The sequence below is a fragment of the Devosia sp. genome (genome assembly GCF_024707125.1).
In the GTDB taxonomy this organism is placed as follows: domain Bacteria; phylum Pseudomonadota; class Alphaproteobacteria; order Rhizobiales; family Devosiaceae; genus Devosia.
Genome location: NZ_JANQAH010000007.1, coordinates 136,060 through 160,519, shown reverse-complemented (window position 1 = coordinate 160,519; position 24,460 = coordinate 136,060). Strand labels below are relative to the sequence as shown.

Below are 24,460 nucleotides of genomic sequence, written 5' to 3'. Positions count from 1 at the left end.
ACGCCCCTACTCTGCCGCAGCCAGCCGGCGCCGCGAGCGAAACCACTGCAGGATCGACACATCCACATGCGCCGTATGCAGCGCCGTCAGCCATAGCGCGACGGACCAGATGCTAATGGCGAGGATCGCCGCAAGGGACGCGCCCACAAGGCCAAAGCCCGGCACCAGCAGTAGGTTACCGACGAACAGGGCAAAAATCCCCAGCGCGATGGCCGGCAGGCTGGCCCATGGCCGGTCGTGGATCGACAGCACGATGGACGCCGGCCCCATGGCCGAGCGCACGACCAGCGACAGGCACAGGATCGCCAGCGGCACGGCCCCGGCCGTAAACTCGGGCCCGAACAGCATCAGCGCAATCGGCGCACCAATCAGGGCCACGCAGAACAGCAGCAGCGCCACCCCGCTCGCCACCACATTGGCCTCACCCACCTTGCGGTTGAACTCCTCGCGATCGGCCCTGGCCTCGCTCTCGAACATGTCGGGCATGGTCACGGCATAGACCGCCGCCACGCCGAATGACACGAGCGAGAAAATGCGCGTGCAGACGCCAAAGATCGCCAGCTCCTCGCGGCCCAGCAGGTGGCTCAGCAGCAGCAGATCGATGTCGAAGAAAAAATCGGTAGCAAGGCTGATGACCACCCAAGGCAGCGCAAAGCGCCACCAGCGCCGAGTCTCGACCGGCATATCGTCCTCGCCCAGCGGAATCTTGGGCAGGCTCGTCACCACAAATCCGAACTGCACCAGCGACACGACCACATAGCCCACGCCAATGCACCAGAGCATCTGCGTGAACCCGGCCTCCGGAATGCCCACGCCCAGCGCCACAAGGAACGAGGCCAGCACGATCATCGGCCGCAGCAGCGTATCGGCAAAGAACCCGGCAAAGGGTCGCTTCAGCCCCACCAGCGTCGCGCTGTTCACATAGACGACGGCCGTACCCAGCGTCAGCAGCGCGAAGGGCACGAAATGCAGCGCCACAGCGCCCTGCCCCTGTCCGATCGCCTCAAGCAGCATCGGTCCGACGATAACCAACCCGGCAAAGGTCAGCGCCACAAATCCATAGGATCGCGTCAGGAACGCCAGCAATTGCTGCCGATTCCCCCGCGCCCGGTATTCCGCCGCAAAGTAGGTCCCGACCGTGTGATAGCCGAGCGGCATCACCACCGAGACGAGATTGACGCTGGCGACCACCAGCAAGAACTCGCCCAGCAGATTCGCGCCCCATAGCCGCGCAATCAGCGCCTGGGCGACGAAAATGAAGCCGGCCCCGAAAATACGGGCGGCGAAGATGATGGACGATTGCGAGGCTAGTTTCCGGGCGAGGCTCATTCGAGATACGCGTCCCAGACATGCGGTGCCTGGTCCGGTCGCGCCTTGCTGCTCATCAGCCAGTCGATCCGTCGCCGCGTATGCTGGATCACATCGCGAGCCGCAAAGGCCGCATTGCCGACAAAGCCCGCCCAGGGCGACGTCGCATAGTTCAGCACCGGCGGCACAGGACGGATGACGCCCGCCGTGCCGACCATGCCGGTCTTGAATTGGTGCAGCCCGTGAAACCCATCGGTGCCGCCAAGGTCATACCACTGCGCACGCGTATGGTCGCGCAGCCAGCGGATCGCGTGCCAGTGGAGGAAATAGCCCGCCCGCAGCGGCAGAGCCTTGTCATTGGTCGCGCCATAGAGATAGACGGCGCGCTCGCCGGCCTTGAAGACCAGAGCCCCCGCAACCGTTTCGCCCTCGTGCCGCACGAAGAACAGTTCGGGCCGCAAAGGTTCATCCAGCGCCATCAGCGCATCGAGCGTTTCATAGGCCGAATGGTCGGGAAACTGCTTGCGTTCGGTCATCGAGGCATAAAGCGTCTTGAAGGCGTCGATTTCGCCCGCCTCGACCCGCTCGAATTCCAGCCCCGATTTTTCCGCCTTGTTGAGCTGGCGGCGCCAGGTCTGATGAAAGCTCTTGCGCAATTCGTCGTCGGAAAGACGCAGGTTCACCAGGTAGCGATTGGGGAAAAGCAGTGTCGAACCACGCTTGAAGCCGCGTTCACGCAGGGCCAGATAACCCTTGTTGATCTCGCTAGGCGAGGCATGCAGCAGCACCGACAGCATCATGCCGCGCTTTTCGGCATAGTCCTTGACGAGGCATTCAACCATGGCCGCACGCAGCGTCCCGGCATCCGGCGTGTTCGCCGAGGCCAGCATGGGCGCCCACTTCACCACGGCCATCTTGCCCGACCGCAGGGGCAAGGGCTGGATCATGACCAGCGCACCACCAACAATGGCGCCACCACGCCGAAAAACTACGGGCTCCTGCCCCACGCCCGGCCAACGAGTGGAGGCAAAGGCATGCATCTGCTCCTGGCAGACCTCGTCGAACCCGCCAATGAGGCTGTCCCATTCGGCGCCCGAAACTTGCCGCGCCGCGAGCACAATGCCATGCGTGCCCGCAGCAGCATTCGCCGCGCGCATTGGCTCCATCATCTCCCCGGCGATATAGGACATGAAAATCCCCGCAGATTGTCGTCAGCAGGAAGGCTAGTGGCTCGAAATGAGCAAATCCCTATTGCTTGACTACAAATGCCTCCAATTTCAGGGATTGGTTAGCGAAAGCTCAAGTCTTGACCAAGACTGCCTCGTGCAATTGCCAGGAGGTTTCGCTCCGTCTTTGGTCCATTTCCTGAAGCGGGATCGCATCCACTTTTACGCGATCAGCACACTAGTTTCTCCGCCCAGTCGGCATATGCTCGACGGCCATTGGACATCCAGTTTCTTGTCGATCCTAACCAATGGAGGATTAGAACTATGGTGGGCAGAAGAAGTGGTCCGGGATTGCTCGGACGAACAGCCAAGACCGTGGCCAGAACCGCCGTCATAGCGGGCACCGCAACAGCCGTATCCGGCGCCGTCGCCGGCAGGAGAGCGGGCGCAACCCCAGCCTCGTCGGCTCCCGGAGATCAGGCGCAAGCCGCGCCAGCCGGTCTGTCCATCGACGCGATGGCTCAATTGGAAAAATTGGCGGAGCTGAAGGCAGCTGGCATTCTGACGGAAGAAGAATTCGCCGCGCAGAAAGCCCGTATCCTGAGCTAAAAAATCTCCCGAAAGCGCGTTCGGCTTTCGGGAGACACATTTGGGGCACGGTCCGGAAGCGCACCAGCACTTCCGGCAAATCGTTAGTGCGCCGCAGCGGCGGCGGCCGGTGCGTGCGGGGTATAAAGCAGCGGAATTTCCGGAATGGTGAAGAACGCCCCCGCACCCTCGAGCACCATGCGGATGGCAACGAAGAGGATGATGACGAGACCGATCCAGGCAATCCAGCGGAAGCGGTGCAGCAGGCGAGCGATGAAAGTCGCCGCAACACCCATCATCACAACCGACAGCGCCAGGCCGAAGATCAACGCTTCAAAGTGATGCTGGGCCGCGCCGGCCACAGCCAGCACGTTGTCGAGCGACATGGAAACGTCGGCGATGATGATCTGGGTAACCGCCTGGCGCAGCGTCTTGCGCGGCGCCTTGCCCGCAATGGTACCATCGGCATTGAGATCATGCCCGGCCAGCGCCTCGGTTGCTTCGTCCTCTTCCTCGTCGGAAACGGTCAGCTCGCGATACATCTTCCAGCACACCCACAGCAGCAGGATGCCGCCGGCGATGAGCAGGCCGCCGCCGAGCGACAGCAACTGGGTCGTGATCAGAGCAAAGCCGATACGCAGCACCGTCGCCGCAGCGATACCCACCAGGATCGCCTTGCGGCGCAAATCCGCGGGAAGTCCGGCAGCGGCGAGGCCGATGACTACAGCATTGTCTCCCGCCAGCACCAGGTCGATGAGGATGACCTGAAGCAGCGAGCTGAAGAAACTCGGATCGATGCCGAACATGAAGAAGGCGCTTTCCAATCAGTAAAATCTTCTGCGGCTATACGATGCCTGATGGAAGGAAGAAAGCGCCTGCTACGTAAACAATTGGGATAGCTGTGCCCTCGGCCCGATTTTGATCGCGCATGTCAGCAAAGCGCAACAAAAAGCCCTGGTAGCTTGCGCTGCCAGGGCCTTTTTTGTCGACGTTGATCTGTTTCCATCTCGTATCGACGCTTCAACAACGTGCCGCCCGCTGGTTAGTTCCACCCGTTGCGGTTTTTTCCACCAGAGGCGCCCGCGCTCCAAACTTTAGAATGAATCTAAGAAAAGCGCTTGCAGTCTGGAGTCATTCTAATCTATGTTCGCTAACAGGTTGAGATCACTAGATTTCATGAACGCCACAGTCGAGTTTACGGAGCACCAATGACCACTTCCGCCGCCAACACCTGCACCTCCTGTGTTTTCTTTGAAGACAAGGCCAGCGCCGCCGCAGGCGTGTGCCGCGCTCACCCGCCGGTACCCTCCTCCGCTTCGGAAAAGCCCGCCGCTGTGTGGCCGACGGTCAAGAATGATGATTGGTGCGGCCAGCACACCGCCGGTCGTCAGTAAGCGCCGCAGGTTGAACGACGAAGCCCCGCAGATGCGGGGCTTTTTTTATGGCGCAGTCCAGTGATCGGGCTTGGACACCAAGGCCTGAAAGCAAAACAGGCGCCGCTTGGTCAGCGGCGCCCTGTTTTAAGGCATTGTAGTATTTAGACTTTGGTGGGCGCACAAGGGCTCGAACCTTGGACCCGCTGATTAAGAGTCAGCTGCTCTACCATCTGAGCTATGCGCCCGTCTCTGAAGACCGGCACCAAAGTGGCGCCTATCTACCAACCGAATTTTCGGCTGTCTACCCCGTTTCGCCGACTATCCCCGTCCCATCCCGGGACCAGAAACGACAAAGGCGACCCGAAGGTCGCCTCTCGTAGATCCTTGCAAACAAGTAAGACTTTGGTGGGCGCACAAGGGCTCGAACCTTGGACCCGCTGATTAAGAGTCAGCTGCTCTACCATCTGAGCTATGCGCCCGTCTCTAGAGACCGGCACCAAAGTGGCGCCTCTCTATCAACTGACTTTTCGGCTGTCTACCCCGTTGCGTCACAATATGTGGATAAACTTTTGGGATCCTTCTGGCCCCGCCCTCTTGCGGCGCGCTTCAGCGCCGCAACAGATCGTGCTCTATTCCGGCCCGCCCGGCCGGAAGAGCAGGCTTTTACGACCGCAGGTGACGATAGGCGTTCAGTTCAAAGACGTTGTCGCGCGGTTCCGGCGCTTCGGGCCGGAAATCGTCCATCAGGCCGATTGTCCGCTCGATGATGTGGCGCAGTTGGCGAGATTGCTGGTCGGCGCCTTGCAGGATAACTGCAGCGCGCTGCAGATGGTCACGAGCAAGCAAATAGGTGGGGTTCACTTTTTGCTCCTTTCAAACGGGCTGAGTTGAGACCGCCGCTGGAATCGGCGCATGACCAAGGGTGAACGCGCATAGTTGTCGGGTACTTGCTGACTTGGTTGCGATTTAGTTCAAATGCCAGCGGTCCCGAACGCGCTCCTGAGAGCCCCGGCCCAAGGGCCTCTGCCGGTTTTGAACACCTAATCTGGCTGTTGAGAACTTCCCCGTCGCGGTCCCGATCTTCCGTGGCACGGCCACGCAGATGCGCTAAAACGGAACCGGACCTCATGTCGGAGCCTGCAATTGCCTCTGCCCGAACTCACGGAAATCGCCGAAAAGCTGCCGGAAACTGTACCTTTTGTCGGCCCGGAGGCCATCGAGCGCAAGACCGGGGTCAAGATTCGGGCTCGAATCGGCGCCAACAGATCGGGATTCGGCCCCAGCCCCCAGGTTCTGGCCGCCATTCGCGAGGCTGCCGAGGGCATCTGGAAATATCCCGACCCCGAAAATTACGACCTCCGCGTTGCGCTCGCCCGCTTCCATGGCATCGCGCCCGATGAAGTCACCATAGGCGAAGGCGTCGACGGCCTGATGGGCTTGATCGTCCGCCTGTTCATGGCCCCGGGCGATGTGCTGCAGACCTCCCTCGGCGCCTATCCCACGCTCAACTATCACGTCGTCGGCTTCGGCGGCCGTCTCGAATTCGTGCCCTACAAGGGCGCGCACGAGGACCTCAATGCCCTCGCCGAGGCCGCCCAGCGGCTGAAGCCGCGCATCGTCTATGTCGCCAATCCGGACAACCCCATGGGCTCCTACTGGCCGGCAGCCGATATCGAGAAATTCATCGCCGCCGTGCCCGAAGAAACCCTCATCATGCTCGACGAGGCCTATGGGGAACTGGCGCCCGATGACGCCCTGCCCGCCATCGACACGAGCAAGGGCAATCTCCTGCGTCTCAGGAGCTTCTCCAAGGCCTATGGGCTGGCCGGCATCCGCGTTGGCTATGCCATGGGTCCCAAAAAAGATCATCGGCGCCTTCAACCGCGTGCGGAACCATTTTGGCGTGAACCGCCTCGCCCAGGCTGCCGCCATGGCCGCGCTCGCCGATCAGGACTATCTGCAACAGGCCAAGGCCAACATCGCAGCTGCCCGGGAGCGCATTGCGGGCATTGCCCGCGACAACGGTCTCGTCGCCCTGCCCTCGGCCACCAATTTCGTCGCTGTCGATTGCGGCCGCGATGGCGCCTATGCGACGAAAATTCTCGAAGAACTGGCCCTGCTCGGTGTCTTCATCCGCAAGCCCGGGACGCCGGGCCTCGACAAGCACATCCGCATCAGCGTCGGCCCGGAGGCCGATATGGCCCTCCTCGCCGAATCCCTGCCCAAGGCCATCAAAGCGGCTCAGGGAGCGGCGTAAAACCCGATCCGCGCCAGCAGATAGCGATGGTTCGACCCGTAGCTGTCGGCGCCCGCCGATACATCGAGAATCCGCGCATCCCCGCGCGTAAAGATGTTGTCGATGGGCACGCCGAGTGGCCCCAGCTCCACCGGCCAGGTCGCGGGATAAGTCGGGCCGGGAACAAGGTTCTGCGCCCGCCCCAGCCAGGCGATCGGCGCCGCCCACAGGGCCGAATTGAAGTCCCCCGCGAGCACAACCGGCCCCTCGATCTGAGCCAGCGTGTAGCGCAGATAGCCAAGCTCCTGCAGCGAAGCCTCGTCGAAATAGGGTTTTGAGAGGTGAATACCGACCACGGTGAGATCGACACCCTCGATCGTCATCGGCGCCACCACCAGCCGCGAGCGCCGGAATGGCGGAATTTCCAGCACCTTCCCATTTTCGATGGGGTGGCGCGAGAACAGCGAAATATCGCAGGTCGCCACCCGCTCGCAGCCCAGCCGATAGGGCAAGGCCGCCTCGATCTGCGGGATATATTCGACGACGCCCGGCGTCTCCATGATCAGCGCCACATCCGGCGCCGTCGCGACGATGAAGTCGACCGCCTCGCCAGCCGTCCGATTGCCACTCAACACATTGTAGTTGAGGAAGGTCATTTCAGCCTGAAGAGCACCAACCGGCTCCGCGCGCCGCTTGTTGAATTCCCAGACGTAGTAGGCGCCATGGGCAAAGGCGACGCCGAGCACGCCCAGAAACAGCAGTGCCCGCCACTTGGCGCCGAACAGCACCATGAAGAAGGCGAGCACCAGCCCTAGCCCCACGAGATGAAACCGCAGCGTCTGCAACAGAAGTTCGCCGGGCAAGCCAGGCGTAACCGATGTGATGACCAGAATGACGGCAAGCACACCGCCAAGGGCGAGGACCGCGCCTCGAAATTCCGCTTTGCTCCACATACTGCCCTCGCGCGGTAGTCAGAGACAGGCTAGAGCAGCTTCCTCATTTGGATGCAAGACAGCGGACTGTTCTCAAGCTCACTGGGATCCCATTCGAACGGTTCCCATCCAGTCTTCTCGTAAAAGCCCAACGCATCCACTACGGCGTTGACGAGCAGCGTATGCACGCCCAACGCCCGCGCCTCTTCGGTCACCAGCGCTTCCATCACACGTCCGTGCCCACGCTTCTGCTCCGCAGCAGTAATCGCCACAAGGCGGACGGCTGCCCGGCCGCCTCCAAAGAGATCAAGCCGCACAGTGCCCAGCGCCTGCCCATTCCGCTTCAGCAGAAAGGGATGAGCAAAGTCCGCGTAGTCGTGCGGGTGGTTGTCATTGTAAATCCCGAAGCGGCCCCTCGCTTCGAAGAGCTCGACCCGGCGAATGGCGTGAAAATCCGCCCAATCCGCCGGCTCGCTGACTTTCACAAGCACATAGCTCATCACACGCCCCCCAACATGGCCTCGCTGCCCAGAAGAACCGGGCAGCAGAGAACTTGCAAGCGGGACGGCGAGTTTAGCCGGCCAGCGCGCCCTGCGCGGATGCGCCACGTTCGATCATGACGCGGTTGAGCGCATTGAGATAGGCGCGGGCCGAAGCCACCAGCGTATCGGGCTCGGCAGCGTTGCCCGAGGCAATCCGACCGTTCATTTCGAGACGCACATGGGCCGAAGCCTGCGCATCGGTACCGCCGGTCACACCGTCGATGGCGTAGAGCACCAGATGTGGGTCCTGGCCAACGGCCTGCTTGATGGCGTTAAAGATCGCATCCACGGAGCCCGTGCCCTCATATGTGACGGCAGTTTCAACGCCGTCGACGGACAGGGTCATGGCGCACTTGTGCACGCCACCGGTCTTGCTGACGACTTCCATGTCGACGAGCTTGATCCGGTCGCCGACCGAGCCGACTTCATCGTCCACCAGCGCGATGATATCGGCGTCGTAGACATGCTTCTTGCGGTCGGCCAGGTCCTTGAAGCGCTGGAAGGCTTCCTGGAAGGCATTGTCGCCAACCTCATAGCCCAATTCCTTCAACTTGTCCTTGAAGGCGGCGCGGCCCGAATGCTTGCCCATCACCAAGGTGGTTTCCTTGATGCCGACGCTGGCCGGGGTCATGATTTCATAGGTCTCGGCGTTCTTCAGCATGCCATCCTGATGGATGCCGCTTTCATGCGCGAAGGCATTCTTGCCCACGATGGCCTTGTTGTACTGCACCGGGAAATTCGACGCCGCCGATACAATTCGGCTGGCGCGCGAGAGCTGCGTGGTCTCGATCTCGGTGAAGAACGGCATGGCATCGCCGCGGGTGCGCAGCGCCATCACCACTTCTTCCAGTGCCGCATTGCCGGCGCGCTCGCCCAGGCCATTGATCGTGCATTCGATCTGTCGCGCACCGCCAGCCACACCGGCCAGCGAATTGGCGACGGCCATGCCCAGGTCATCGTGGCAGTGCACCGAGAAAATCGCCTTGTCGGCGTTCGGCACGCTTTCGATAATGGTCTTGAACATGCGGAAATGTTCTTCCGGCACCGCATAGCCCACCGTATCGGGCAGGTTGATCGTCGTCGCGCCGGCCTTGATGGCGGTATCAACGCAGCGCTTCAAAAACTCGAGCGGCGTGCGGGTCGCGTCCATCGCCGACCATTCAACGTCATCAACCAGATTGCGCGCCTGCGCCACGGTGCGGGCGATGATCTCGATCACCTCGTCCTCGGTCTTCTTCATCTGGTGGGCCAGATGGATCGGCGAAGTCGAAACGAACGTATGGATACGCCCCTTGCGAGCGTGGCGAACGGCCTCGCCTGCCCGGTCGATATCGGCGGTGATCGCGCGGGCCAGACCGGCGACAGTCGCGTTCTTCACCTGCTTGGCGACAGCGACAACGGCCTCGAAGTCACCATTGGAAGCAATGGGGAAACCGGCTTCGATGATGTCGACGCCCATCTCATCGAGCGCGTCGGCAACCTGCAGTTTTTCTTCCAGCGTCATCGTCGCGCCGGGCGATTGCTCGCCGTCACGCAGCGTGGTGTCGAAAATGAAGACGCGTTCTTTGTTGCTGTTGGAAGCGGTAGAGGTCATTTCAGGCACTTTCCTATCGGCCCCGAGGCAATGGCTCGCTGGACCGGACATATTTCGATGTTCGGTTTATGGCGATATCCCCTGACGACCCGCTCGTTAATCCGAGCTGCCGGTGATCAGGGGCTGATAAGAAGGAGAAGAAGCGCGGCCGGAAGCAGCAGCAAACCAGCAGCAATCATCAAGGCGCGGTTGCGCTCCTGAGTCTGTGCGATTGCTATGGCTTTGGCGCGGCGGCGCTGCATGGAGAAAACTCTCTAATTTGACAGCAGCATGATCGAATTCGCCGCTCCGTGCAAGCCCGCAACGCAGGATTGATATGATTTTATCGACGTCTGCGGCGCTTTGGTCAACGAAGTCATACCCGACCAAAGCTGATCCCTAGCCCAGGTCCAGCACACCCTCGCCAACAATCACCGCATGCCCGCCGATCGCGCCATGCGTCAGCACGTCGCCCTCACGACGCAGTTGCAGGGAGATTCGGCAAAGCCGCCCCATTTCCTTGCCCTGCCGCAGCGAAAAATCAGCCTGCCCGGTGCCGAAGTCGGCCTTGTCCGAAAGCAGCCCAATCAGCGCGGCAGCGGCCGAGCCCGTACCGGGATCTTCGCCCACGCCCATGCCGAACATGCGGGCGGCAATATCGTTTTCCGCCTCTTCCGGCGTCAGCGTGAAGACATAAGCCGAGTTGTGATCGTGGAAGAAGATATCCTCGAACATAGCCATGTTCGGCTTCGCACGCTTCAATACACCAGCATCGCGAACCGGAATGAGATGAAACGTCACCCCGGCCGTATAGACCGCGGGGGCATACACATCGCATCCGATCTCTTCAACCTCGATGCCCAGCGCCTGGGCAAGACCCAGCTTGTCGGTCAGGTCAGCCACCTTGGTCGGCAGGCGCGGCAGCGCAAAGCGTGCTTCGCCCGAATGCTTGTCGGCCTTTTCGAAAAGCGCGGTCACAAGACCAATCTTTTCTTCCATGCGCACAGCGCTGCGATCGTTCTGCAATCCCAACACCACAGCCGCGCCAACAGTCGGGTGACCTGCAAAGGGCAGCTCCTGATGCGGCGTGAAGATACGCACCCCAGCCGAATTACGCTCGCTTTGCGGCTTGGTCAGAAACACCGTCTCGCTAAGGTTGAACTCGCGTGCAATGGCCTGCATCTCGTTGTCCAGAAGGCCGTCCGCCTTGAGCACCACGGCGAGCTGGTTGCCCTGCAGGCGCTCGCGCGTAAACACGTCGAGCAGCAGATAATCGAGCTTCATGTTTCAGGCCTCAGACAGTGCGTAGTCTGCGCGGCTGCGCCCAAGATGATCGCAAAGCGCATCCACGGCCACGCCATGATCCTTCCGGCCGGGCAACCCGGAAATCGTCAGCGAGCCAATGATCCCCGCGCCCGGAACGCGCAGCGGAAAACCGCCGCCGGCGATCACATAATCCGCCACATCGGCACCCGATTGCGGCGAGAACGGCACCTCGCCCCGCTCCAGTACCAGTCGATAACTCGCCCGCTGAAAGCGGCGCACCGAATTGATCTTGCGGCGCACCCATTCGGCATTGTCCGCACTCGTCCCCGGCGTTGCCGAAAAGAACAGCTGCCGATCCCAGGTGCGAATATCGACCACGAGGGAAAGCCCTTCCTCGAGAGCACGGGTGCGAATGGCCGAACCGATTTCAAAGGCCACAGCCTCATCCAGCGCCGGCAGAACCAGTTCCAGCTCCTGGCGCTTCACCAGGGCGATGTCGTCTTCGGTGGTCATGTCACTCAATCCTGATGCGAACGGGTCCAGGCGTCGAAAAGCGGCGTGCGGTCAGCGGCGCCCTTTGGAAAATTGACCTGCGCGGGGTCAATATGCGCCCAAGCCGCCTTGCTGTCTGTCCAGATATTTCCCACTGGCGCAGCCCAATCGATGTCGTCCAACGTACCAGCGCGCACCACCTTGATGGTTCCGGCTGGCGGGTCGTTCCACAACCAGCCGTGGCAATGGGCGCAAAAATTCATGCGGATGACATTGCCGCTCTCGGCCTTGCGGTCATAGCGGGCGATTTCGCCCTGCAGCAGCTCGAAATCGTCGTTTTTCACGATCATCGACATCGACCATCCTGCGCCCGAAAAGCGCTGGCAGTCCTTGCAATGGCAATTGTAGACCGAAAGCGGCGAAGCCTTGAGGCGATACCGCGCGCTGCCGCACTGGCAACCACCCTCTAGCGGAAAATCCGGCAAAACCATGCGTCACCCCTCCAACGGATCGGCTTGGTTCTACTGCATTGGCGACGGTGTTCTAAAGCGAAATCTTGCCGTCCTGCCAAACGTCTAGCAGCTCCGCCGTATAGGCCATCACCTGTCCCCTGCCCGCCGCATCGGAAGCGCGTCGGATCGCCACAACATCGGCGAGCTCGCGGTGCTCCTGCCTGTCAAGATTGCCCCGAATCTCGGTCAACAGCTCCTCCGCCGAAGCGGCGAAGTGAAAAGCCCTACCAATCGAAACGCGCGGACCATCGAGCACGGCAATCAAATTGCCAAGGCGCGCATCGGCGACCTTAAGCCCCGTTTCTTCTTCGAGCTCGATTTCCGTCGAACGGGCGACATCGACCCGCCTATCTTCCAACACGTCCCGCGGCTCCAGCGAACCACCCGGCGGATAGATTCGCCCAGCATTGGCGGTGTCCTCGCCCATCACACCGAGAACAAGAAAACCGTCGGCTGACACAACGAGCGCCGAGCCGAAGAGATTGCGAATCCCCATCTCCGGAAATCCAGCCTCGCGCCAGGTCAGAAAGGCCGAAAACGCATCCTCCCGCGCTTCGGAGCGCAAGATGCCGTCATCGCCCATGATCGGCGGCGACACGCCCAAAATCCGGCCATCCCAGATATGCGGATTGGCTTCCAGCATCGCCGCCCATCGCCCCGACACCGACGCGCGCAGGTCATCCGGCATTGGCCAAGCTCCCGGCACGAAACGGATATCGACGCCATTGATGGGAAGGACGCTGATGCTCATGAAGACCTGCTCTGCGTGGAAAAGAAAACGGGGGCCGAAGCCCCCGTCTCTAGATACCAATTATGGCGATTAGTTCTTCGCCTTGTCGACCAGCGCGCCGGCCTTGATCCAGGGCATCATGTCGCGCAGCTTGTGGCCAACGGCTTCGATCTGGTGCTCGTCGGCCAGGCGACGGGTAGCCTTGAAGCGCGAACCGCCGGCCTTGATTTCCTGCATCCACTCGGAGGTGAACTTGCCCGACTGAATGTCGTGCAGCACGCGCTTCATCTCGGCCTTGGTTTCCGAGGTGATGATGCGCGGACCGGTGACATATTCACCCCACTCGGCCGTGTTCGAGATCGAGTAGTTCATGTTGGCGATGCCGCCCTGGTAGATCAGGTCGACGATCAGCTTCACTTCGTGCAAGCACTCGAAATAGGCCATTTCCGGAGCGTAGCCGGCTTCCACCAGCGTTTCGAAGCCAGCGCGGATCAGTTCGACGAGACCGCCGCAGAGCACGGCCTGTTCGCCGAAGAGGTCGGTTTCGCACTCTTCACGGAAGTTGGTTTCGATGACGCCCGAACGGCCACCGCCAACGCCCGATGCGTAAGCAAGAGCGATGTCATGGGCATTGCCCGAAGCGTCGTGGTGCACAGCGATCAGGCACGGCACGCCGCCACCCTTCTGGTATTCGCCGCGAACGGTGTGGCCCGGGCCCTTCGGCGCGATCATGATCACGTCGACGGTCGACTTGGGTTCGATCAGGTTGAAGTGCACGTTGAGGCCGTGGGCAAACGCCAGCGCGGCGCCGTCACGAATGTTCGGCTCGATGTCCTTCTTGTAGATATCGGCCTGCAGTTCGTCGGGCGTCAGCAGCATGATGACGTCGGCCCAGGCGGAAGCCTCGGCAACCGACATGACCTTCAGGCCTTCGCTCTCGGCCTTCTTGGCCGACGGCGAGCCCGGACGGAGACCAACGGCCACGTTGGCGACACCGGAATCGCGCAGGTTCAGCACATGCGCGTGGCCCTGCGAGCCGTAGCCGATGATGGCAACCTTGCGGGACTTGATGATGTTGATATCGGCATCACGATCGTAATAGACGCGCATGGGAATCTCCCCTCAGTAGCGAATTTTAGGTATTGGCCTTGGCCCCGTGGAGGGCCAGGAATTGATCCGTCGCGGCCTTAACATCGACTTCGATATTGGCTTCGACATTGGATTGGGTCAGGCTCTTGTCGCCGAGCAGCAGACGGATCTGCACATCGCGGACAACAAGGCCGAAAAAGATACGATAGGCGTCTTCGCTCGAATTGAAGCGCAGCAGCCGCGCATCGCGCGCCGCTTCCAGAATCGGCTTCAAACGCCGTCGGATCGCCATCGGCCCGTTTTCGAGCACGATGTTCCCAAGGCTGTCCTTTTCCTGGGCAGCATGGGTAATGGCGGTACGGTTAAGCGTGATCGAGACTTCACCGATGATGGTGGTGAGAAGATCGCGCGCAAACTGCTCGAGGCTTTCGCGCAGCACCTTCGCGCTGAGATGGCTGCGATCCACATGCGGCATGCGCACCTTGGCCGCCTGCCACTGCACGGTCGCGGTAAGGAGACCATCGCGATCGCCGAACCACTTGTAGAGTGTTTCCTTGGAGCACGAAGCACGACGCGCCACGGCAGTCATGGTCAACCCATCGCCATTCTCGACCAACAGATCGAGCGCAGCCGTCAGCACCGCCTGCTGGCGAGGCGTGAAGGTCTCTTCGCTGATCTTGATGGGCAAAGGCACTGGTCGTTCCCCGCACAGCCATAGCCGAACGCTTTCGGCAATTTCCGTCCGCAGGCGTACCGTACGGTACGGTTCCGCGCAAGGGGGATTTTTGGATTTGGAGCGGATTTTGGTGCGGCGGGGAGTAGCCCGCGGCCGGCAGCAAGTCGGCCAGGATCGATCTGCGTAAAGTGGAGTGGCGCTACCAGCGTCGACGGCGCCGCATAAATACTCTGCCCAAGGGCACGCCCAGAAAGATGGCAAGAGTAGTCGCGGACAATAGGCTCATAACAACTGGAAAGTTCACGGGCGCACCTATCGATCAATATTGGAGCGCATACGCAATACCCAGCGCAATATTGAGTCTGGGCTGATTTGGTGAACAACCGATAAATGGCCTCTTGCCGGCCAGCGCCCGGCACTAAAGCGGGCTTCAGAGCCGGGAGCTATCAGCCAGCCGTCCCTCCCCCTTGTGGGGAGGGAACGAGGGTGGGGGTACTGGCAAACTCAGAAGAAGACACTTCCCCTACGAGCCGATCTTCTCCCAATCGAGCACGATCTTGCCGCCCGTCCCGGACGCAGCCTCTTCGAACGCCGCCGCATAGTCGCCCGCAGGACGGCGCCCGGTTATCACCCGGCGCACATCCAGCCCGCTTTCCAGCATGGCCAGCATCTTGTGCCAGGTCTCGAACATTTCGCGCCCATAGATACCCTTGAGGGTAATCATGCGGAAAACGATCTTGCCAAGGTCAAACGGGAACGGCCGCGCCGGAATACCGAGCAGCGCAATCTTCCCGCCCATCACCATGTGGTCGATCATCTGATCGAGCGCCGCCGGCGCCCCGCTCATTTCGAGCCCAACGTCAAAACCCTCGCGCATACCGAGCCGGTTCATGACTTCGCGCAGATCTTCCTGCGCCACATTGACCGGCACCACATCGGCGACCTTGGCCGCCAGTTCCAGCCGCTGCGGGCTGATATCGGTAATCACCACATGCCGCGCCCCGACATGCCGCGCGACCGCACCTGCCATGATCCCGATCGGACCAGCGCCGGTAATGAGAACGTCCTCGCCGACAATGTCGAACGACAGCGCCGTATGCACCGCATTGCCCAGCGGATCGAGAATAGCCCCGATTTCATCGTCGACACTGTCCGGCAGCGGCACGACGTTGAATGCAGGAATACGCACGAACTCGGCAAAAGCCCCCGGCAGATTGACACCAATCCCCTTGGTGTCGGGATCGAGATGATACTTCCCGCCCCGCGCTGCGCGACTATTGCCGCCAACCACATGGCCCTCGCCGGAAACACGCTGCCCGATCTTGAGCCCGCGCACATTGCCGCCCACGGCAACAATCTCCCCGGCATATTCATGCCCGGTGATCATGGACACGGGCACTGTGCGGCTCGCCCATTCGTCCCAATTGTAGATATGCACGTCGGTGCCGCAGATACCGGTCTTCTTGACCTTGATCAGCACATCATCCGGCCCGATTTCGGGCACCGGCCGATCTTCCATCCAGATGCCGCGTTCCGGCTTTGCCTTGACCAGCGCTTTCATCAAATCACCCCTAGCGCGCGGCCAGCATCGCTGAATGCCGCAATTGCAAAATCCACATCGTCATCGGTCAGCGCCGCCGACATTTGCGTACGAATGCGCGCCTTGCCCTGCGGCACCACCGGATAGAAGAAGCCAGCGACATAGACGCCGCGAGCATCCAGCTCCTTCGCCATGCGCTGCGCCAAAACCGCGTCACCCAGCATCACCGGAATGATCGGTGTCTGCCCATCGATCAGCGAAAAGCCCGCCTCGCTCAGCCCCTTGCGGAATTTTGCCGCGTGCCCGGCGAGTTTCGCTCGCAGATCATCAGCCTCTTCCGCGATATCGATCGCCTTCAGCGACCCCGCCGCCACCGCCGGCGCCAGACTGTTGGAAAAGAGGTAAGGCCGTGCCCGCTGGCGCAGCAGATCAATGATCGGCTGCGCCGCCGCGATGAACCCGCCCATCGAGCCGCCCAGCGTCTTGCCCAGCGTACCCGTAACGATATCGACACCGTTTCCAGCGCCCGTCAGCGCCGGCGTACCCCTGCCCTTTTCGCCGAGATGCCCCGTGGCATGACAATCATCCACCGCCACCAGCGCACCAAAGCGCTCGGCCAGCGCGCAGATTTCCCTGAGCTTGGCGACATGCCCATCCATCGAAAACACGCCATCGGTAATGATGAGCTTGAACCGGCAACCATCGGCTGCCGCCTGCTTGAGCTGGATTTCCAGCGCGTCTATGTCCGAGGTGTCATAGCGATAGCGCTTCGCCTTGCTCAGCCGCACCCCATCGATGATCGAAGCATGGTTAAGCGAGTCGGAGATGACCGCATCCTCCGGCCCCAGCAGCGTCTCGAACAACGCGCCATTGGCGTCGAAACAGGCGGCAAAGAGAATAGCGTCATCCTTGCCGAGATACTTCGCGATCCGCCGCTCCAGCTCCCGATGCAGGTCCTGCGTGCCGCAGATGAAGCGCACCGAAGCCATGCCAAACCCATGGCTGTCCAGCGCCTCTGCCGCCGCGCGACGAATGTCCGGATGGTTCGCCAGCCCAAGATAATTGTTGGCGCAAAGGTTCAGCATCTCGCGCCCACCGACCGCGATCCGCCCGCCCTGCGGCCCGGAAATCTCGCGCTCCGTCTTGCGCAGGCCCGCCGCTTCGATCTCGGCTAGAACCGAGGTCACATGATCAAGAAATCCGCTATCCACCGCCGCATCCTCCGCTATAATGCAATTTCCAATATATTGGATTTCAGTATCCGTTACAATGGAATTTCTATGAGTACCGAGTCCGCGCCGCAGCTAGGGCCCATCATTCAGGCCGAGCGAAAGGCCCGCCACCTGACACTGGAACAACTGGCTGCCCGCTCGGGAGTTTCAAAATCCATGCTGTCCCAGATCGAACGCGGAGAGGCCAACCCGACCTTCGCCGTGCTCTGGGGCCTCACCCAGGCGCTCAAACTCGATCTCTCGGAACTGGTCGGCGGCGGCATCAGCCAAAAGCAGGCCGAAACCATAGAAGTGGTGAGCCTCGCCCACACCCCGGAAATCCGCTCGCCCAAAGGCGACTGGACCCTGCGCATCCTGAGCCCGCCGAACCTCGCGAGTCAGGTGGAATGGTATGAAGTCGAAATCGCCGCCGGCAAGAGCCTCGCGAGCTCGCCCCATTCGGCCGGCACCACCGAACATCTAACCGCCTGGACCGACGGTCTCACTGTCATCAGCGGCGGCAGTAGCCAGAAACTGGCCAAGGGCGAAACCGCCCGCTACCGCGCCGACCTGCCCCACGAAATCGTCAATGACTCCACCGCGCCGGCAAAAGCGCTGATGGTCGTGCACTATCGGGGCTGAGCCCAAGCCGGCCCGTGCTTTCCCCCAACTCACCCGTTGTCGTCACCACCGGGCTTGTCCCGGTGGTCCATGGCGTCCGCAAGACACTAGGTCTCTGTTGCATGGATTGCCGGGACAAGCCCGGCAATGACGATGGAGCGGAAATACTGAGGCGATCAGCGCTACGAGTCCCCCGAGGTTCACACCACCTCTGGAATCCAGACCACCATGCTTCCCTGCCCGCGATTGGCCCAGAGATAGTATGGAATAGCCGTCAGGTTCGCCTCGCGCTCGGCCGGCGGCTTGGTCCGATAGAGCCCCGACCATTCCCCCTCGTCGATCGCCGTCGCTGCCGCCTTGAGCGTCACAACGCCATCGAACAGACCCGCCTCGGTCTTCGCCTCCAGTGCCGCATCGCGCTTGATTTTCAACCGCTGCACGCGCCCACCGGGATTGTCGACCTCCTCGACACAGTAGACCAGCGGCCCACGCTTCAGCGCCACGCGCCCGGCATTCATGATCACGCCCGGATGCGAATAAAGCCGCTCCGCCGGCATCGGCAGATCCAAAGCAATTGTGTCGCCCTTGGCCCAAGTGCGGTGAATGGTGACATAACCATTCTCAGCCTTTGCCTCGACCTTCTGCCCATTCACCGCGATGGTCGCCCCATGGCACCAGCCCGGAATACGAAGCTTCACATCGAACGCCGCCGACGTTTCCGGATCGACCGAAATCCTGATGTCGCCCGACCATGGATAGTTCGACACTTCCTTGAGCGCGACCTTCTGGCCGCCGATCTCCACCGTGGAGCCAATCCCGCCATAAAGGTGGAAGGCCACCCCGTCATTCGACGTCGAGATAAAGTACCCACCCACCGAGGCCACCAGCCGCGACACGTTCATCGTGCAGCACGGGCAGGTATGCCAGTCCCACCGCGTCGGCGTACCATCGCTCTCCAGCGGATTGGCATAGAAATAATGCTCGCCATCCCGGCTCAGCCCCGAAAGCGCGCCGTTGAACATGGCGAGCTCGAGAATATCACCGTACTTCCCATCGAGATCGAGATGCAGCATCCGCTGCGCCCAAAAGATCAGCGCCACCGAGGCGCAGGTCTCGGCATAAGCCGTCTGGTTGGGCAGATCGAAGTCATGCGTAAATCCCTCATTATGTGCCGAGGGGCCCAGGCCCGCCGTCACATACATCTTGGTTTCCATCACATCATCCCACAGCACTTCGCACGCCCGCTTCAGCGCCGGATCGTTCAGCTCCGCCGCCAGGTCTGCCATGGCCGTATAGAGATACATGGCGCGCACGGCGTGGCCGACCACCTTCTCCTGCTCGCGCACCGGCTTGTGACTCTGCGAATACTCGTAGTTCCCAAAGACATAGCGCTGCTTGCTGTCGCCACCTTCGCGAGCCTCGCGCTCGATATCAAAATAGTGCGGGTTCGTGCGCCCACGCTCGTTGATCATGTAGGTGGCAAAGTCGAGATGCTTCTGCTCCCCTGTGAGGTAGTAGAGCTTCATCAGCGCCAGCTCGATTTCCTCGTGCCCGTCATAGCCCCGGCGCTTGCCGGCCTCGGTGCCAAAGGTCGCGTAGATGTGGTCGAGATAGCGCTCCATCACATCGAGAAAGCGTCGCCGACCGGTTACCTGAAAATAGGCCACCGCACCTTCCAGCAGATGCCCGGCATTATACATCTCGTGATTGTCGCGGAGGTTGGTCCAGCGGTTCTCCGGCTCCCGCCCGAGATACCAGCAATTGAGATAGCCATCCGGCGCCTGCGCCTTCTCAAGATCATCCACCGCCGCTTCGATCTTGGCCTCGATATCGGCATCACGCCGATGCGCCAGCGCATAGCTCGCCGCTTCGATCCATTTGCCGACATCGCTGTCCCAGAACACCTGCACGGTGAACCCGTTATTGTGGCGCGGAAAGCGCAGCGGCGGCGGCGGATTCGGCAGTTTCAGCGAGTCGAGAATGCCATATTCACCCAGCTTCTTGTGCTGGCTGGGCACCGTCCGATCGAGCACGGTTTCCAGCCGTTCATGCCAGAATTTTCCTTCCAGCCGCACATCGGGAAAGGGAACGGGAGCGTAGCGAAACATGAGAAAACCTTTTCTCTTTCAAGGCTGTAGAGTTTCGTAGTTGAGCTCTCCCCCACTCCCGCGTGTCACCCCGGCGCAGGCCGGGGTGACACGCGGTGGGAGTTGAATAGATTGAAGCTAAATCCTCGCCCCGCTCTGCGGATCAAACAGGTGCACCAGCGCCGGGTCGATATCGAGGCCCACCCGGTCGCCCACCGAGAAACCGAGACGCTCCGTCTGCACCAATTGCAAGGCACCGTCCTTGGACGTCAGATAGGTCGCCGAGCCGGTCGACTCCACATTGCCGACCTCGAAATGGAAGCTCGCCGCCCCCTCCGCCACGCGCAGATTTTCAGGGCGCACGCCCGCGACCACCTTACGATTTGGCTCGGCCTGCCGCGCCAGCGGAATGCGATCCCCCGCCCCCACGACAACACCCCGGCCATCTTCGGAAATGACACCATCGACGAAATTCATCGCCGGCGAACCGATAAACCCGGCAACGAACCGATTGACCGGCTGATCGTAGAGATCAAGCGGTCGCCCCTGTTGTTCGATAATCCCGTCGCGCATCACCACCACCCAATCGGCCATGGTCATCGCTTCGATCTGGTCATGGGTCACGTAGACCGAGGTCGCCCCCAGCCGATCATGCAGCGCCCGGATTTCCTTGCGCATCTGCACGCGCAGCGCCGCGTCGAGATTAGACAGCGGCTCGTCGAACAAAAACGCCTTAGGATTACGGATAATCGCCCGGCCCATGGCCACACGCTGCCGCTGCCCGCCCGAAAGCTGCCGCGGATAACGCGACAGCAGCGCCGATAGCCCGGTCGTTGCCGCCACCTCGGCCGCCTTGGCCTTGGCTTCCGCCTTCCCCACGCCATGGAGGCGCAGCGAATAGGTCAGGTTCTCCTCCACCGTCATATGCGGGTAGAGCGCGTAGGACTGAAACACCATGGCGATGTCGCGATGCCTCGGCGGCACGCCGGTCATCTCCTTGCCGGCGATATGCAGGTCGCCCGAGGTGATGGTTTCGAGCCCGGCAATCGAGCGCAGCAGCGTGGACTTGCCGCAGCCCGAAGGCCCGACCAGCGCCACAAAGCTCCCCTTCGCGATCGAGAGGCTGACATTCTTCAGCGCATGGAAAGCGCCATAGTGCTTGTCGATATTTTTGAGTTCGATCTGGGCAGTCATTTGAGTGCTCCCGAGGTGAGGCCGGAGACGATACGGCGCTGCAGCAGGACGAAGACAGCAAGGATCGGCGTCACATAGATCGCCGAATATGCCATGATGGCGTTCCAGTCGGTCGAGTTTGGGCCAAGGAAGCCCGAGAGACCAACGCTGGCTGGCTGCAAGGACGGGTCCTGGATGATCGACTTGGAATAGATGTACTCGCCGAACGAGCTCATGAAGGTGAGGATGGCGCAGACCAGAATGCCGTTCCGCGCCAGCGGCAGGACGATGGAGAAGAACGCGCCGACACGCGAATTGCCGTCGACCAGCGCCGCCTCTTCGAGTTCACGCGGCACGGTCATGAAGGTGGCGCGCACCAGCACCACGAAGAACGGCATGGCCTTGGCCGCCGCCGCCAGCACCACCGCCGTACGCGGATAGTTCAGCAACCCGAACTGGTTGAAGGCGACAAACAGCGGCGTCACCATCACAGAGGCTGGCAGAACCTGCAGCATCAGCACCGAGAAGAGGCCGATATCGACCCAGACGTTCCGGTAGCGTGCCAGCACATAGGCGCAGCCCGTGCCAAAGATCACGGTGATGGCCGTCACGCCCGCCGCGATCAGCGTGGAGTTCCAGAGGAACACATGCATGGTCCGTCGCGTCCACACACTGGGATAGATCGACAGGTCGATCTCGCGCGGCCAGAATGTGGGCGGATTGGCAAAGATCTCCGAGCCCGATTTGAAGCTCGTGACATACATCCAGTAGAGCGGGAAGAGATAGACCGCGGCCAGCGCCAGGGCGACGACGACGAGCAGCCAGGGAATATAGGGCCGGGTCATCCGCGCACCTCATGGCGGGTGGAGCGCACATAGATGATCGACGCGATCAGCACGAGCACCAGCATCATCACCGAAATCGTGGCGCCCTTGGCGAAATCGTAAAGCTGGAAACTCATCTGCCAGGACCAGTATTGGGCAACCGTCGAGGTATTGGCCGGGCCGCCCTCGGTGATTGCAGGGAAAAGGTCGAACTGCTGCAAGGTGCCGATTAGCCCGAGCGACAGCACCGCGCCGATCGTCGAGCGCATCATCGGCAGCGTGATCGTCCAGAAGCGCTGGAAGGCATTGGCCCCGTCGAGCTCCGCGGCCTCATAGAGATCGCGCGGAATGGCAGCGAGCCCCACCGAAAGCAGCAGCATGTTGAAGGCGAGCCCCAGCCAGATATTGGCAATAACCACGGCCCAAATCGAAAAGGCCGGATCGGACTTCCAGAACACGTTCGACTGGATGATCCCGAGCCCCTTGAGGATCGTGTTGAGCACGCCGAAATCGCCGGCCAGGATCCAACTCCAGATCGCGCCGACCACCAGGCCCGGCATCACCCATGAAACGAGGAACAGGCCGCGAATGGTCGAGGCGCCCGGAAAATTCTGCGCAAAGAACAGCGCCAGCGCAAAGCCGATGATGAACTGGCCGCCCATCGAGAAGAAGACGAAGATGAAGGTATTTTTCGTCACCAGCCAGAATGCTGGCTCGCGCACCACATCGATGTAGTTCTGGAAACCCGCCCACGGCCTGATCAACGAGCCAAGGGTGAACATGTCCACCTGCTGGAAGCTCATCAGCACATTGTAGATCAACGGCAAACCAGCCATGGCGACGAGAAAAACCATCGCCGCGCCAACAAGCAGAATATCGAAACCCACGCCATCGCGCAGGGAAGCCAAAAATCGTCGCATAAGACCTCCAGCTACAGGCCGGTTCTCGTGGCCACTCCCACCCTTGCTCCCTCCCCACAAGGGGGAGGGAAACGATGGCACTGTGGCGTCGCAGAGTGCGCCTCCCTCCCCCTTGTGGGGAGGGAATGAGGGTGGGGGTGCGACGAGCGCAACCCCACGTCAGAAGCGCAGCCTCACTTCCCGAGAATGCCGTTGATGGTGGTCTGGGCCTGTGCCAGTGCATCCTTGGACGGCATCTGGCCGGTCAGTGCCTGCTGCATGGCGTCATAGATGGCCTTGGAGATCTTTTGCCATTCCGGATGCGGACCACGCGGCTGGGCATACTGGAGCTGCTCCTTGAACACCTTGAGCGCGGCGTCCTTTGTCGCAATGCCGGTGACCGGCAATTCGATGTCGCTGCGCGCCGGAATGGAGCCGAATTCTTCAAAGATCCGGTGGTCCTGGGCGGCAAAATATTCGAGCGCGCGGAAGGCCTCGTCCGGATGCTTGGTAGTCGACATGATGCCCCAGTCGAACCCGCCCAGAGCCGAGGAGCGTTCGCCGCCCTCAGTGATCGTCGGCAGCAGCGCCACGCCCCAGTCGAACTTGGCATCTTCGACCATGCGGTTGACTTCCCACGGGCCTGAAATCGCCATTGCGGCATTGCCCGAATTGAACGTGCCGGTGGAGTCCCACTGGCCAAGGCTCAAGACGTCCTTGGAAGCCCAGCCGTTGTCGACCATCTTCTTCCACAGATCGAGCACTTCGGCCGCGCCATCGGTCGCCACATTGTCATAGCCGCCGCCGGACATCTGGATGATCGGCAGGAACTGGAACGTCCCCTCTTCGCCCGCACGCGCCGAGAAGGTCGCGCCATAGACGTTGTTGGCCGGATCGGTCAGCTTTTCGGCGTATTCAACCAGCTGCGCCCAGGTCGTCGGCGGCTCGGTGATGCCGGCCTTGGCGAACAGGTCCTTGTTGTAGAAAACGCCGATAGTGTCGGTGTACTTGGGAATGCCAAAATACTTGCCGTCCCACGAAACCGAGTTCAGCGGCCCCTGGAAATAGTTCTCGGCCTTGATCTCGGTCGAATTGGCGATCCGATCGGTAATGTCGAGCATCGCCCCACGCGACGAGAACAGCGCGAAGTCCGGATTGTCGAACGACACGATGTCAGGCGCATTGCCCGTCGCGAAGGCGCGCAGCGTTTCGTTGACTAGATCGTCGAACGGAATGGCGCGGTATTCGACGACGATATCCTCGTTCGCCTCGTCGAATTCCTTGGAGAACGTATCGGCGATACCAACGCGGTCCACCCCGTCGATCGACCAGATTTTCAGCGTCACCTGCGCAAAGGCGGGCGTCGCCAGGCTCATCGCGCCAAGGCTGACAGCAGCCAGCAGTCCAAATGCGTTCAGTTTCATCAGGTTCTCCTCCCCTGAGCGGCACAATCGCCGCAAAAATGCTGCACAGGGCCCTCCTGCCCCAAAGCAGCGCTTAGTCGGCGGCGATGACTAGACCTCCGCGACGTTCCGTAACCGCAGCGTTACCGCCGCAAGATTCGTTGAGTGCCTTGAAGGTCGTCGCGACGCTCACGCCGACGCGGTTTGCCACGCCAT

General features: G+C 61.2%; 24 protein-coding genes, 2 tRNA genes and 1 pseudogene. 4 read left to right on the top strand and 23 right to left on the bottom strand.

The annotated features are described in order from the left end of the window. Positions 1 to 6 precede the first annotated feature (6 nt). Positions 7 to 1,329 carry a lipopolysaccharide biosynthesis protein gene (locus NVV77_RS05975; protein ID WP_295411564.1) on the bottom strand — a complete coding sequence of 441 codons (1,323 nt, stop codon included), beginning with the start codon at positions 1,327 to 1,329 and terminating at the stop codon, positions 7 to 9. Then, positions 1,326 to 2,498: a peptidoglycan bridge formation glycyltransferase FemA/FemB family protein gene (locus NVV77_RS05970; protein WP_295411563.1), complete on the bottom strand. Its 1,173-nt coding sequence runs from the start codon at positions 2,496 to 2,498 to the stop codon at positions 1,326 to 1,328. The genes NVV77_RS05975 and NVV77_RS05970 overlap by 4 nt, the downstream gene beginning before the upstream one ends. 351 nt (positions 2,499 to 2,849) lie before the next feature. On the opposite strand from NVV77_RS05970, the gene NVV77_RS05965 reads away from it, so the two are divergent. Continuing rightward, on the top strand, positions 2,850 to 3,083 hold the full coding sequence (locus tag NVV77_RS05965; RefSeq protein ID WP_295411562.1) for an SHOCT domain-containing protein: 234 nt from the start codon (positions 2,850 to 2,852) through the stop codon (positions 3,081 to 3,083). Between the two features lie 83 nt (positions 3,084 to 3,166). Here the strand turns inward: NVV77_RS05965 and NVV77_RS05960 are convergent, their stop codons facing one another. Continuing rightward, positions 3,167 to 3,868, bottom strand: a complete 702-nt coding sequence (locus NVV77_RS05960) for a YjbE family putative metal transport protein (protein WP_295412248.1) — start codon at positions 3,866 to 3,868, stop codon at positions 3,167 to 3,169. Positions 3,869 to 4,270: 402 nt separating this feature from the next. Here NVV77_RS05960 and NVV77_RS05955 point away from each other — a divergent pair, with 402 nt between their 5' ends. Then, on the top strand, positions 4,271 to 4,456 hold the full coding sequence (locus NVV77_RS05955) for a hypothetical protein (RefSeq protein WP_295411561.1): 186 nt from the start codon (positions 4,271 to 4,273) through the stop codon (positions 4,454 to 4,456). Positions 4,457 to 4,607: 151 nt separating this feature from the next. Here NVV77_RS05955 and NVV77_RS05950 read toward each other — a convergent pair. The 3 genes from NVV77_RS05950 to NVV77_RS05940 all read right to left on the bottom strand — a co-directional run bounded on the left by NVV77_RS05950 (position 4,608) and on the right by NVV77_RS05940 (position 5,299). After that, positions 4,608 to 4,683 (bottom strand) — tRNA-Lys (locus tag NVV77_RS05950). Between the two features lie 158 nt (positions 4,684 to 4,841). Next, positions 4,842 to 4,917, bottom strand: a tRNA-Lys gene (locus NVV77_RS05945). Between the two features lie 184 nt (positions 4,918 to 5,101). After that, positions 5,102 to 5,299, bottom strand: coding sequence for a hypothetical protein (locus NVV77_RS05940; RefSeq protein ID WP_295411560.1), 198 nt, complete (start codon positions 5,297 to 5,299; stop codon positions 5,102 to 5,104). 282 nt (positions 5,300 to 5,581) lie between these two features. Here NVV77_RS05940 and NVV77_RS05935 point away from each other — a divergent pair. Next, positions 5,582 to 6,695: pseudogene (locus tag NVV77_RS05935) on the top strand (pyridoxal phosphate-dependent aminotransferase). Here NVV77_RS05935 and NVV77_RS05930 read toward each other — a convergent pair. The 12 genes from NVV77_RS05930 to NVV77_RS05875 all read right to left on the bottom strand — a co-directional run bounded on the left by NVV77_RS05930 (position 6,680) and on the right by NVV77_RS05875 (position 17,237). After that, the gene (locus tag NVV77_RS05930; protein WP_295411559.1) at positions 6,680 to 7,627 is read right to left on the bottom strand and encodes an endonuclease/exonuclease/phosphatase family protein; all 948 of its coding nucleotides are present in this window, start codon (positions 7,625 to 7,627) and stop codon (positions 6,680 to 6,682) included. The pseudogene NVV77_RS05935 and the gene NVV77_RS05930 overlap by 16 nt on opposite strands. A gap of 29 nt (positions 7,628 to 7,656) precedes the next feature. Further along, positions 7,657 to 8,106 (bottom strand): GNAT family N-acetyltransferase, encoded by a 450-nt coding sequence (locus tag NVV77_RS05925; RefSeq protein WP_295411558.1) that lies wholly within the window; start codon positions 8,104 to 8,106, stop codon positions 7,657 to 7,659. 73 nt (positions 8,107 to 8,179) lie between these two features. Then, complete coding sequence (locus NVV77_RS05920; RefSeq protein ID WP_295411557.1) at positions 8,180 to 9,742, bottom strand: 2-isopropylmalate synthase; 1,563 nt, start codon at positions 9,740 to 9,742, stop codon at positions 8,180 to 8,182. 116 nt (positions 9,743 to 9,858) lie between these two features. Beyond that, positions 9,859 to 9,984 carry a hypothetical protein gene (locus NVV77_RS05915; protein WP_280114010.1) on the bottom strand — a complete coding sequence of 42 codons (126 nt, stop codon included), beginning with the start codon at positions 9,982 to 9,984 and terminating at the stop codon, positions 9,859 to 9,861. A 136-nt stretch (positions 9,985 to 10,120) separates the two neighbouring features. Next, complete coding sequence (locus NVV77_RS05910; RefSeq protein WP_295411556.1) at positions 10,121 to 11,005, bottom strand: PhzF family phenazine biosynthesis protein; 885 nt, start codon at positions 11,003 to 11,005, stop codon at positions 10,121 to 10,123. A gap of 3 nt (positions 11,006 to 11,008) precedes the next feature. Then, positions 11,009 to 11,500, bottom strand: a complete 492-nt coding sequence (locus NVV77_RS05905) for a heme-degrading domain-containing protein (RefSeq protein WP_295411555.1) — start codon at positions 11,498 to 11,500, stop codon at positions 11,009 to 11,011. 5 nt (positions 11,501 to 11,505) lie between these two features. After that, positions 11,506 to 11,970 (bottom strand): GFA family protein, encoded by a 465-nt coding sequence (locus NVV77_RS05900; RefSeq protein ID WP_295411554.1) that lies wholly within the window; start codon positions 11,968 to 11,970, stop codon positions 11,506 to 11,508. A 52-nt stretch (positions 11,971 to 12,022) separates the two neighbouring features. After that, on the bottom strand, positions 12,023 to 12,742 hold the full coding sequence (locus NVV77_RS05895) for a hypothetical protein (protein WP_295411553.1): 720 nt from the start codon (positions 12,740 to 12,742) through the stop codon (positions 12,023 to 12,025). Between the two features lie 69 nt (positions 12,743 to 12,811). After that, complete coding sequence (gene ilvC, locus NVV77_RS05890; protein WP_295411552.1) at positions 12,812 to 13,831, bottom strand: ketol-acid reductoisomerase; 1,020 nt, start codon at positions 13,829 to 13,831, stop codon at positions 12,812 to 12,814. A 25-nt stretch (positions 13,832 to 13,856) separates the two neighbouring features. After that, positions 13,857 to 14,504, bottom strand: coding sequence for a TetR/AcrR family transcriptional regulator (locus tag NVV77_RS05885; RefSeq protein ID WP_295411551.1), 648 nt, complete (start codon positions 14,502 to 14,504; stop codon positions 13,857 to 13,859). A 505-nt stretch (positions 14,505 to 15,009) separates the two neighbouring features. Beyond that, positions 15,010 to 16,047, bottom strand: a complete 1,038-nt coding sequence (gene tdh, locus NVV77_RS05880) for an L-threonine 3-dehydrogenase (protein ID WP_295411550.1) — start codon at positions 16,045 to 16,047, stop codon at positions 15,010 to 15,012. Then, positions 16,047 to 17,237: a glycine C-acetyltransferase gene (locus tag NVV77_RS05875; protein WP_295411549.1), complete on the bottom strand. Its 1,191-nt coding sequence runs from the start codon at positions 17,235 to 17,237 to the stop codon at positions 16,047 to 16,049. The genes tdh and NVV77_RS05875 overlap by 1 nt, the downstream gene beginning before the upstream one ends. Before the next feature lie 69 nt (positions 17,238 to 17,306). Here NVV77_RS05875 and NVV77_RS05870 point away from each other — a divergent pair, with 69 nt between their 5' ends. Then, positions 17,307 to 17,879, top strand: coding sequence for an XRE family transcriptional regulator (locus NVV77_RS05870; protein ID WP_295411548.1), 573 nt, complete (start codon positions 17,307 to 17,309; stop codon positions 17,877 to 17,879). Between the two features lie 179 nt (positions 17,880 to 18,058). Here NVV77_RS05870 and NVV77_RS05865 read toward each other — a convergent pair whose 3' ends face one another. From NVV77_RS05865 to NVV77_RS05845, 5 genes are all read right to left on the bottom strand, one after another. Then, a complete protein-coding gene (locus tag NVV77_RS05865) occupies positions 18,059 to 19,966 on the bottom strand; it encodes a beta-L-arabinofuranosidase domain-containing protein (RefSeq protein ID WP_295411547.1) in 1,908 nt (635 codons plus the stop codon). 117 nt (positions 19,967 to 20,083) lie between these two features. Then, a complete protein-coding gene (locus NVV77_RS05860; protein WP_295411546.1) occupies positions 20,084 to 21,139 on the bottom strand; it encodes an ABC transporter ATP-binding protein in 1,056 nt (351 codons plus the stop codon). Next, positions 21,136 to 21,963, bottom strand: a complete 828-nt coding sequence (locus NVV77_RS05855; protein ID WP_295411545.1) for a carbohydrate ABC transporter permease — start codon at positions 21,961 to 21,963, stop codon at positions 21,136 to 21,138. Before NVV77_RS05855 ends, NVV77_RS05860 begins: the two co-directional genes overlap by 4 nt. Beyond that, a complete protein-coding gene (locus NVV77_RS05850) occupies positions 21,960 to 22,862 on the bottom strand; it encodes a carbohydrate ABC transporter permease (RefSeq protein ID WP_295411544.1) in 903 nt (300 codons plus the stop codon). The genes NVV77_RS05855 and NVV77_RS05850 overlap by 4 nt, the downstream gene beginning before the upstream one ends. 173 nt (positions 22,863 to 23,035) lie before the next feature. Then, on the bottom strand, positions 23,036 to 24,265 hold the full coding sequence (locus NVV77_RS05845; RefSeq protein WP_295411543.1) for a sugar ABC transporter substrate-binding protein: 1,230 nt from the start codon (positions 24,263 to 24,265) through the stop codon (positions 23,036 to 23,038). Positions 24,266 to 24,460 lie beyond the last annotated feature (195 nt).

Coding starts and splice junctions, on each gene's coding strand:
- NVV77_RS05860 (WP_295411546.1), bottom strand. CDS start 21,139: ATGACTGCCCAGATCGAACTCAAAAATATCGACAAGCACTATGGCGCT.
- NVV77_RS05905 (WP_295411555.1), bottom strand. CDS start 11,500: ATGACCACCGAAGACGACATCGCCCTGGTGAAGCGCCAGGAGCTGGAA.
- NVV77_RS05900 (WP_295411554.1), bottom strand. CDS start 11,970: ATGGTTTTGCCGGATTTTCCGCTAGAGGGTGGTTGCCAGTGCGGCAGC.
- tdh (WP_295411550.1), bottom strand. CDS start 16,047: ATGAAAGCGCTGGTCAAGGCAAAGCCGGAACGCGGCATCTGGATGGAA.
- NVV77_RS05925 (WP_295411558.1), bottom strand. CDS start 8,106: ATGAGCTATGTGCTTGTGAAAGTCAGCGAGCCGGCGGATTGGGCGGAT.
- NVV77_RS05975 (WP_295411564.1), bottom strand. CDS start 1,329: ATGAGCCTCGCCCGGAAACTAGCCTCGCAATCGTCCATCATCTTCGCC.
- NVV77_RS05855 (WP_295411545.1), bottom strand. CDS start 21,963: ATGACCCGGCCCTATATTCCCTGGCTGCTCGTCGTCGTCGCCCTGGCG.
- NVV77_RS05910 (WP_295411556.1), bottom strand. CDS start 11,005: ATGAAGCTCGATTATCTGCTGCTCGACGTGTTTACGCGCGAGCGCCTG.
- NVV77_RS05955 (WP_295411561.1), top strand. CDS start 4,271: ATGACCACTTCCGCCGCCAACACCTGCACCTCCTGTGTTTTCTTTGAA.
- NVV77_RS05920 (WP_295411557.1), bottom strand. CDS start 9,742: ATGACCTCTACCGCTTCCAACAGCAACAAAGAACGCGTCTTCATTTTC.
- NVV77_RS05850 (WP_295411544.1), bottom strand. CDS start 22,862: ATGCGACGATTTTTGGCTTCCCTGCGCGATGGCGTGGGTTTCGATATT.
- NVV77_RS05970 (WP_295411563.1), bottom strand. CDS start 2,498: ATGTCCTATATCGCCGGGGAGATGATGGAGCCAATGCGCGCGGCGAAT.
- NVV77_RS05960 (WP_295412248.1), bottom strand. CDS start 3,868: ATGTTCGGCATCGATCCGAGTTTCTTCAGCTCGCTGCTTCAGGTCATC.
- NVV77_RS05895 (WP_295411553.1), bottom strand. CDS start 12,742: ATGAGCATCAGCGTCCTTCCCATCAATGGCGTCGATATCCGTTTCGTG.
- NVV77_RS05870 (WP_295411548.1), top strand. CDS start 17,307: ATGAGTACCGAGTCCGCGCCGCAGCTAGGGCCCATCATTCAGGCCGAG.
- NVV77_RS05865 (WP_295411547.1), bottom strand. CDS start 19,966: ATGTTTCGCTACGCTCCCGTTCCCTTTCCCGATGTGCGGCTGGAAGGA.
- NVV77_RS05930 (WP_295411559.1), bottom strand. CDS start 7,627: ATGTGGAGCAAAGCGGAATTTCGAGGCGCGGTCCTCGCCCTTGGCGGT.
- NVV77_RS05915 (WP_280114010.1), bottom strand. CDS start 9,984: ATGCAGCGCCGCCGCGCCAAAGCCATAGCAATCGCACAGACTCAGGAG.
- NVV77_RS05845 (WP_295411543.1), bottom strand. CDS start 24,265: ATGAAACTGAACGCATTTGGACTGCTGGCTGCTGTCAGCCTTGGCGCG.
- ilvC (WP_295411552.1), bottom strand. CDS start 13,831: ATGCGCGTCTATTACGATCGTGATGCCGATATCAACATCATCAAGTCC.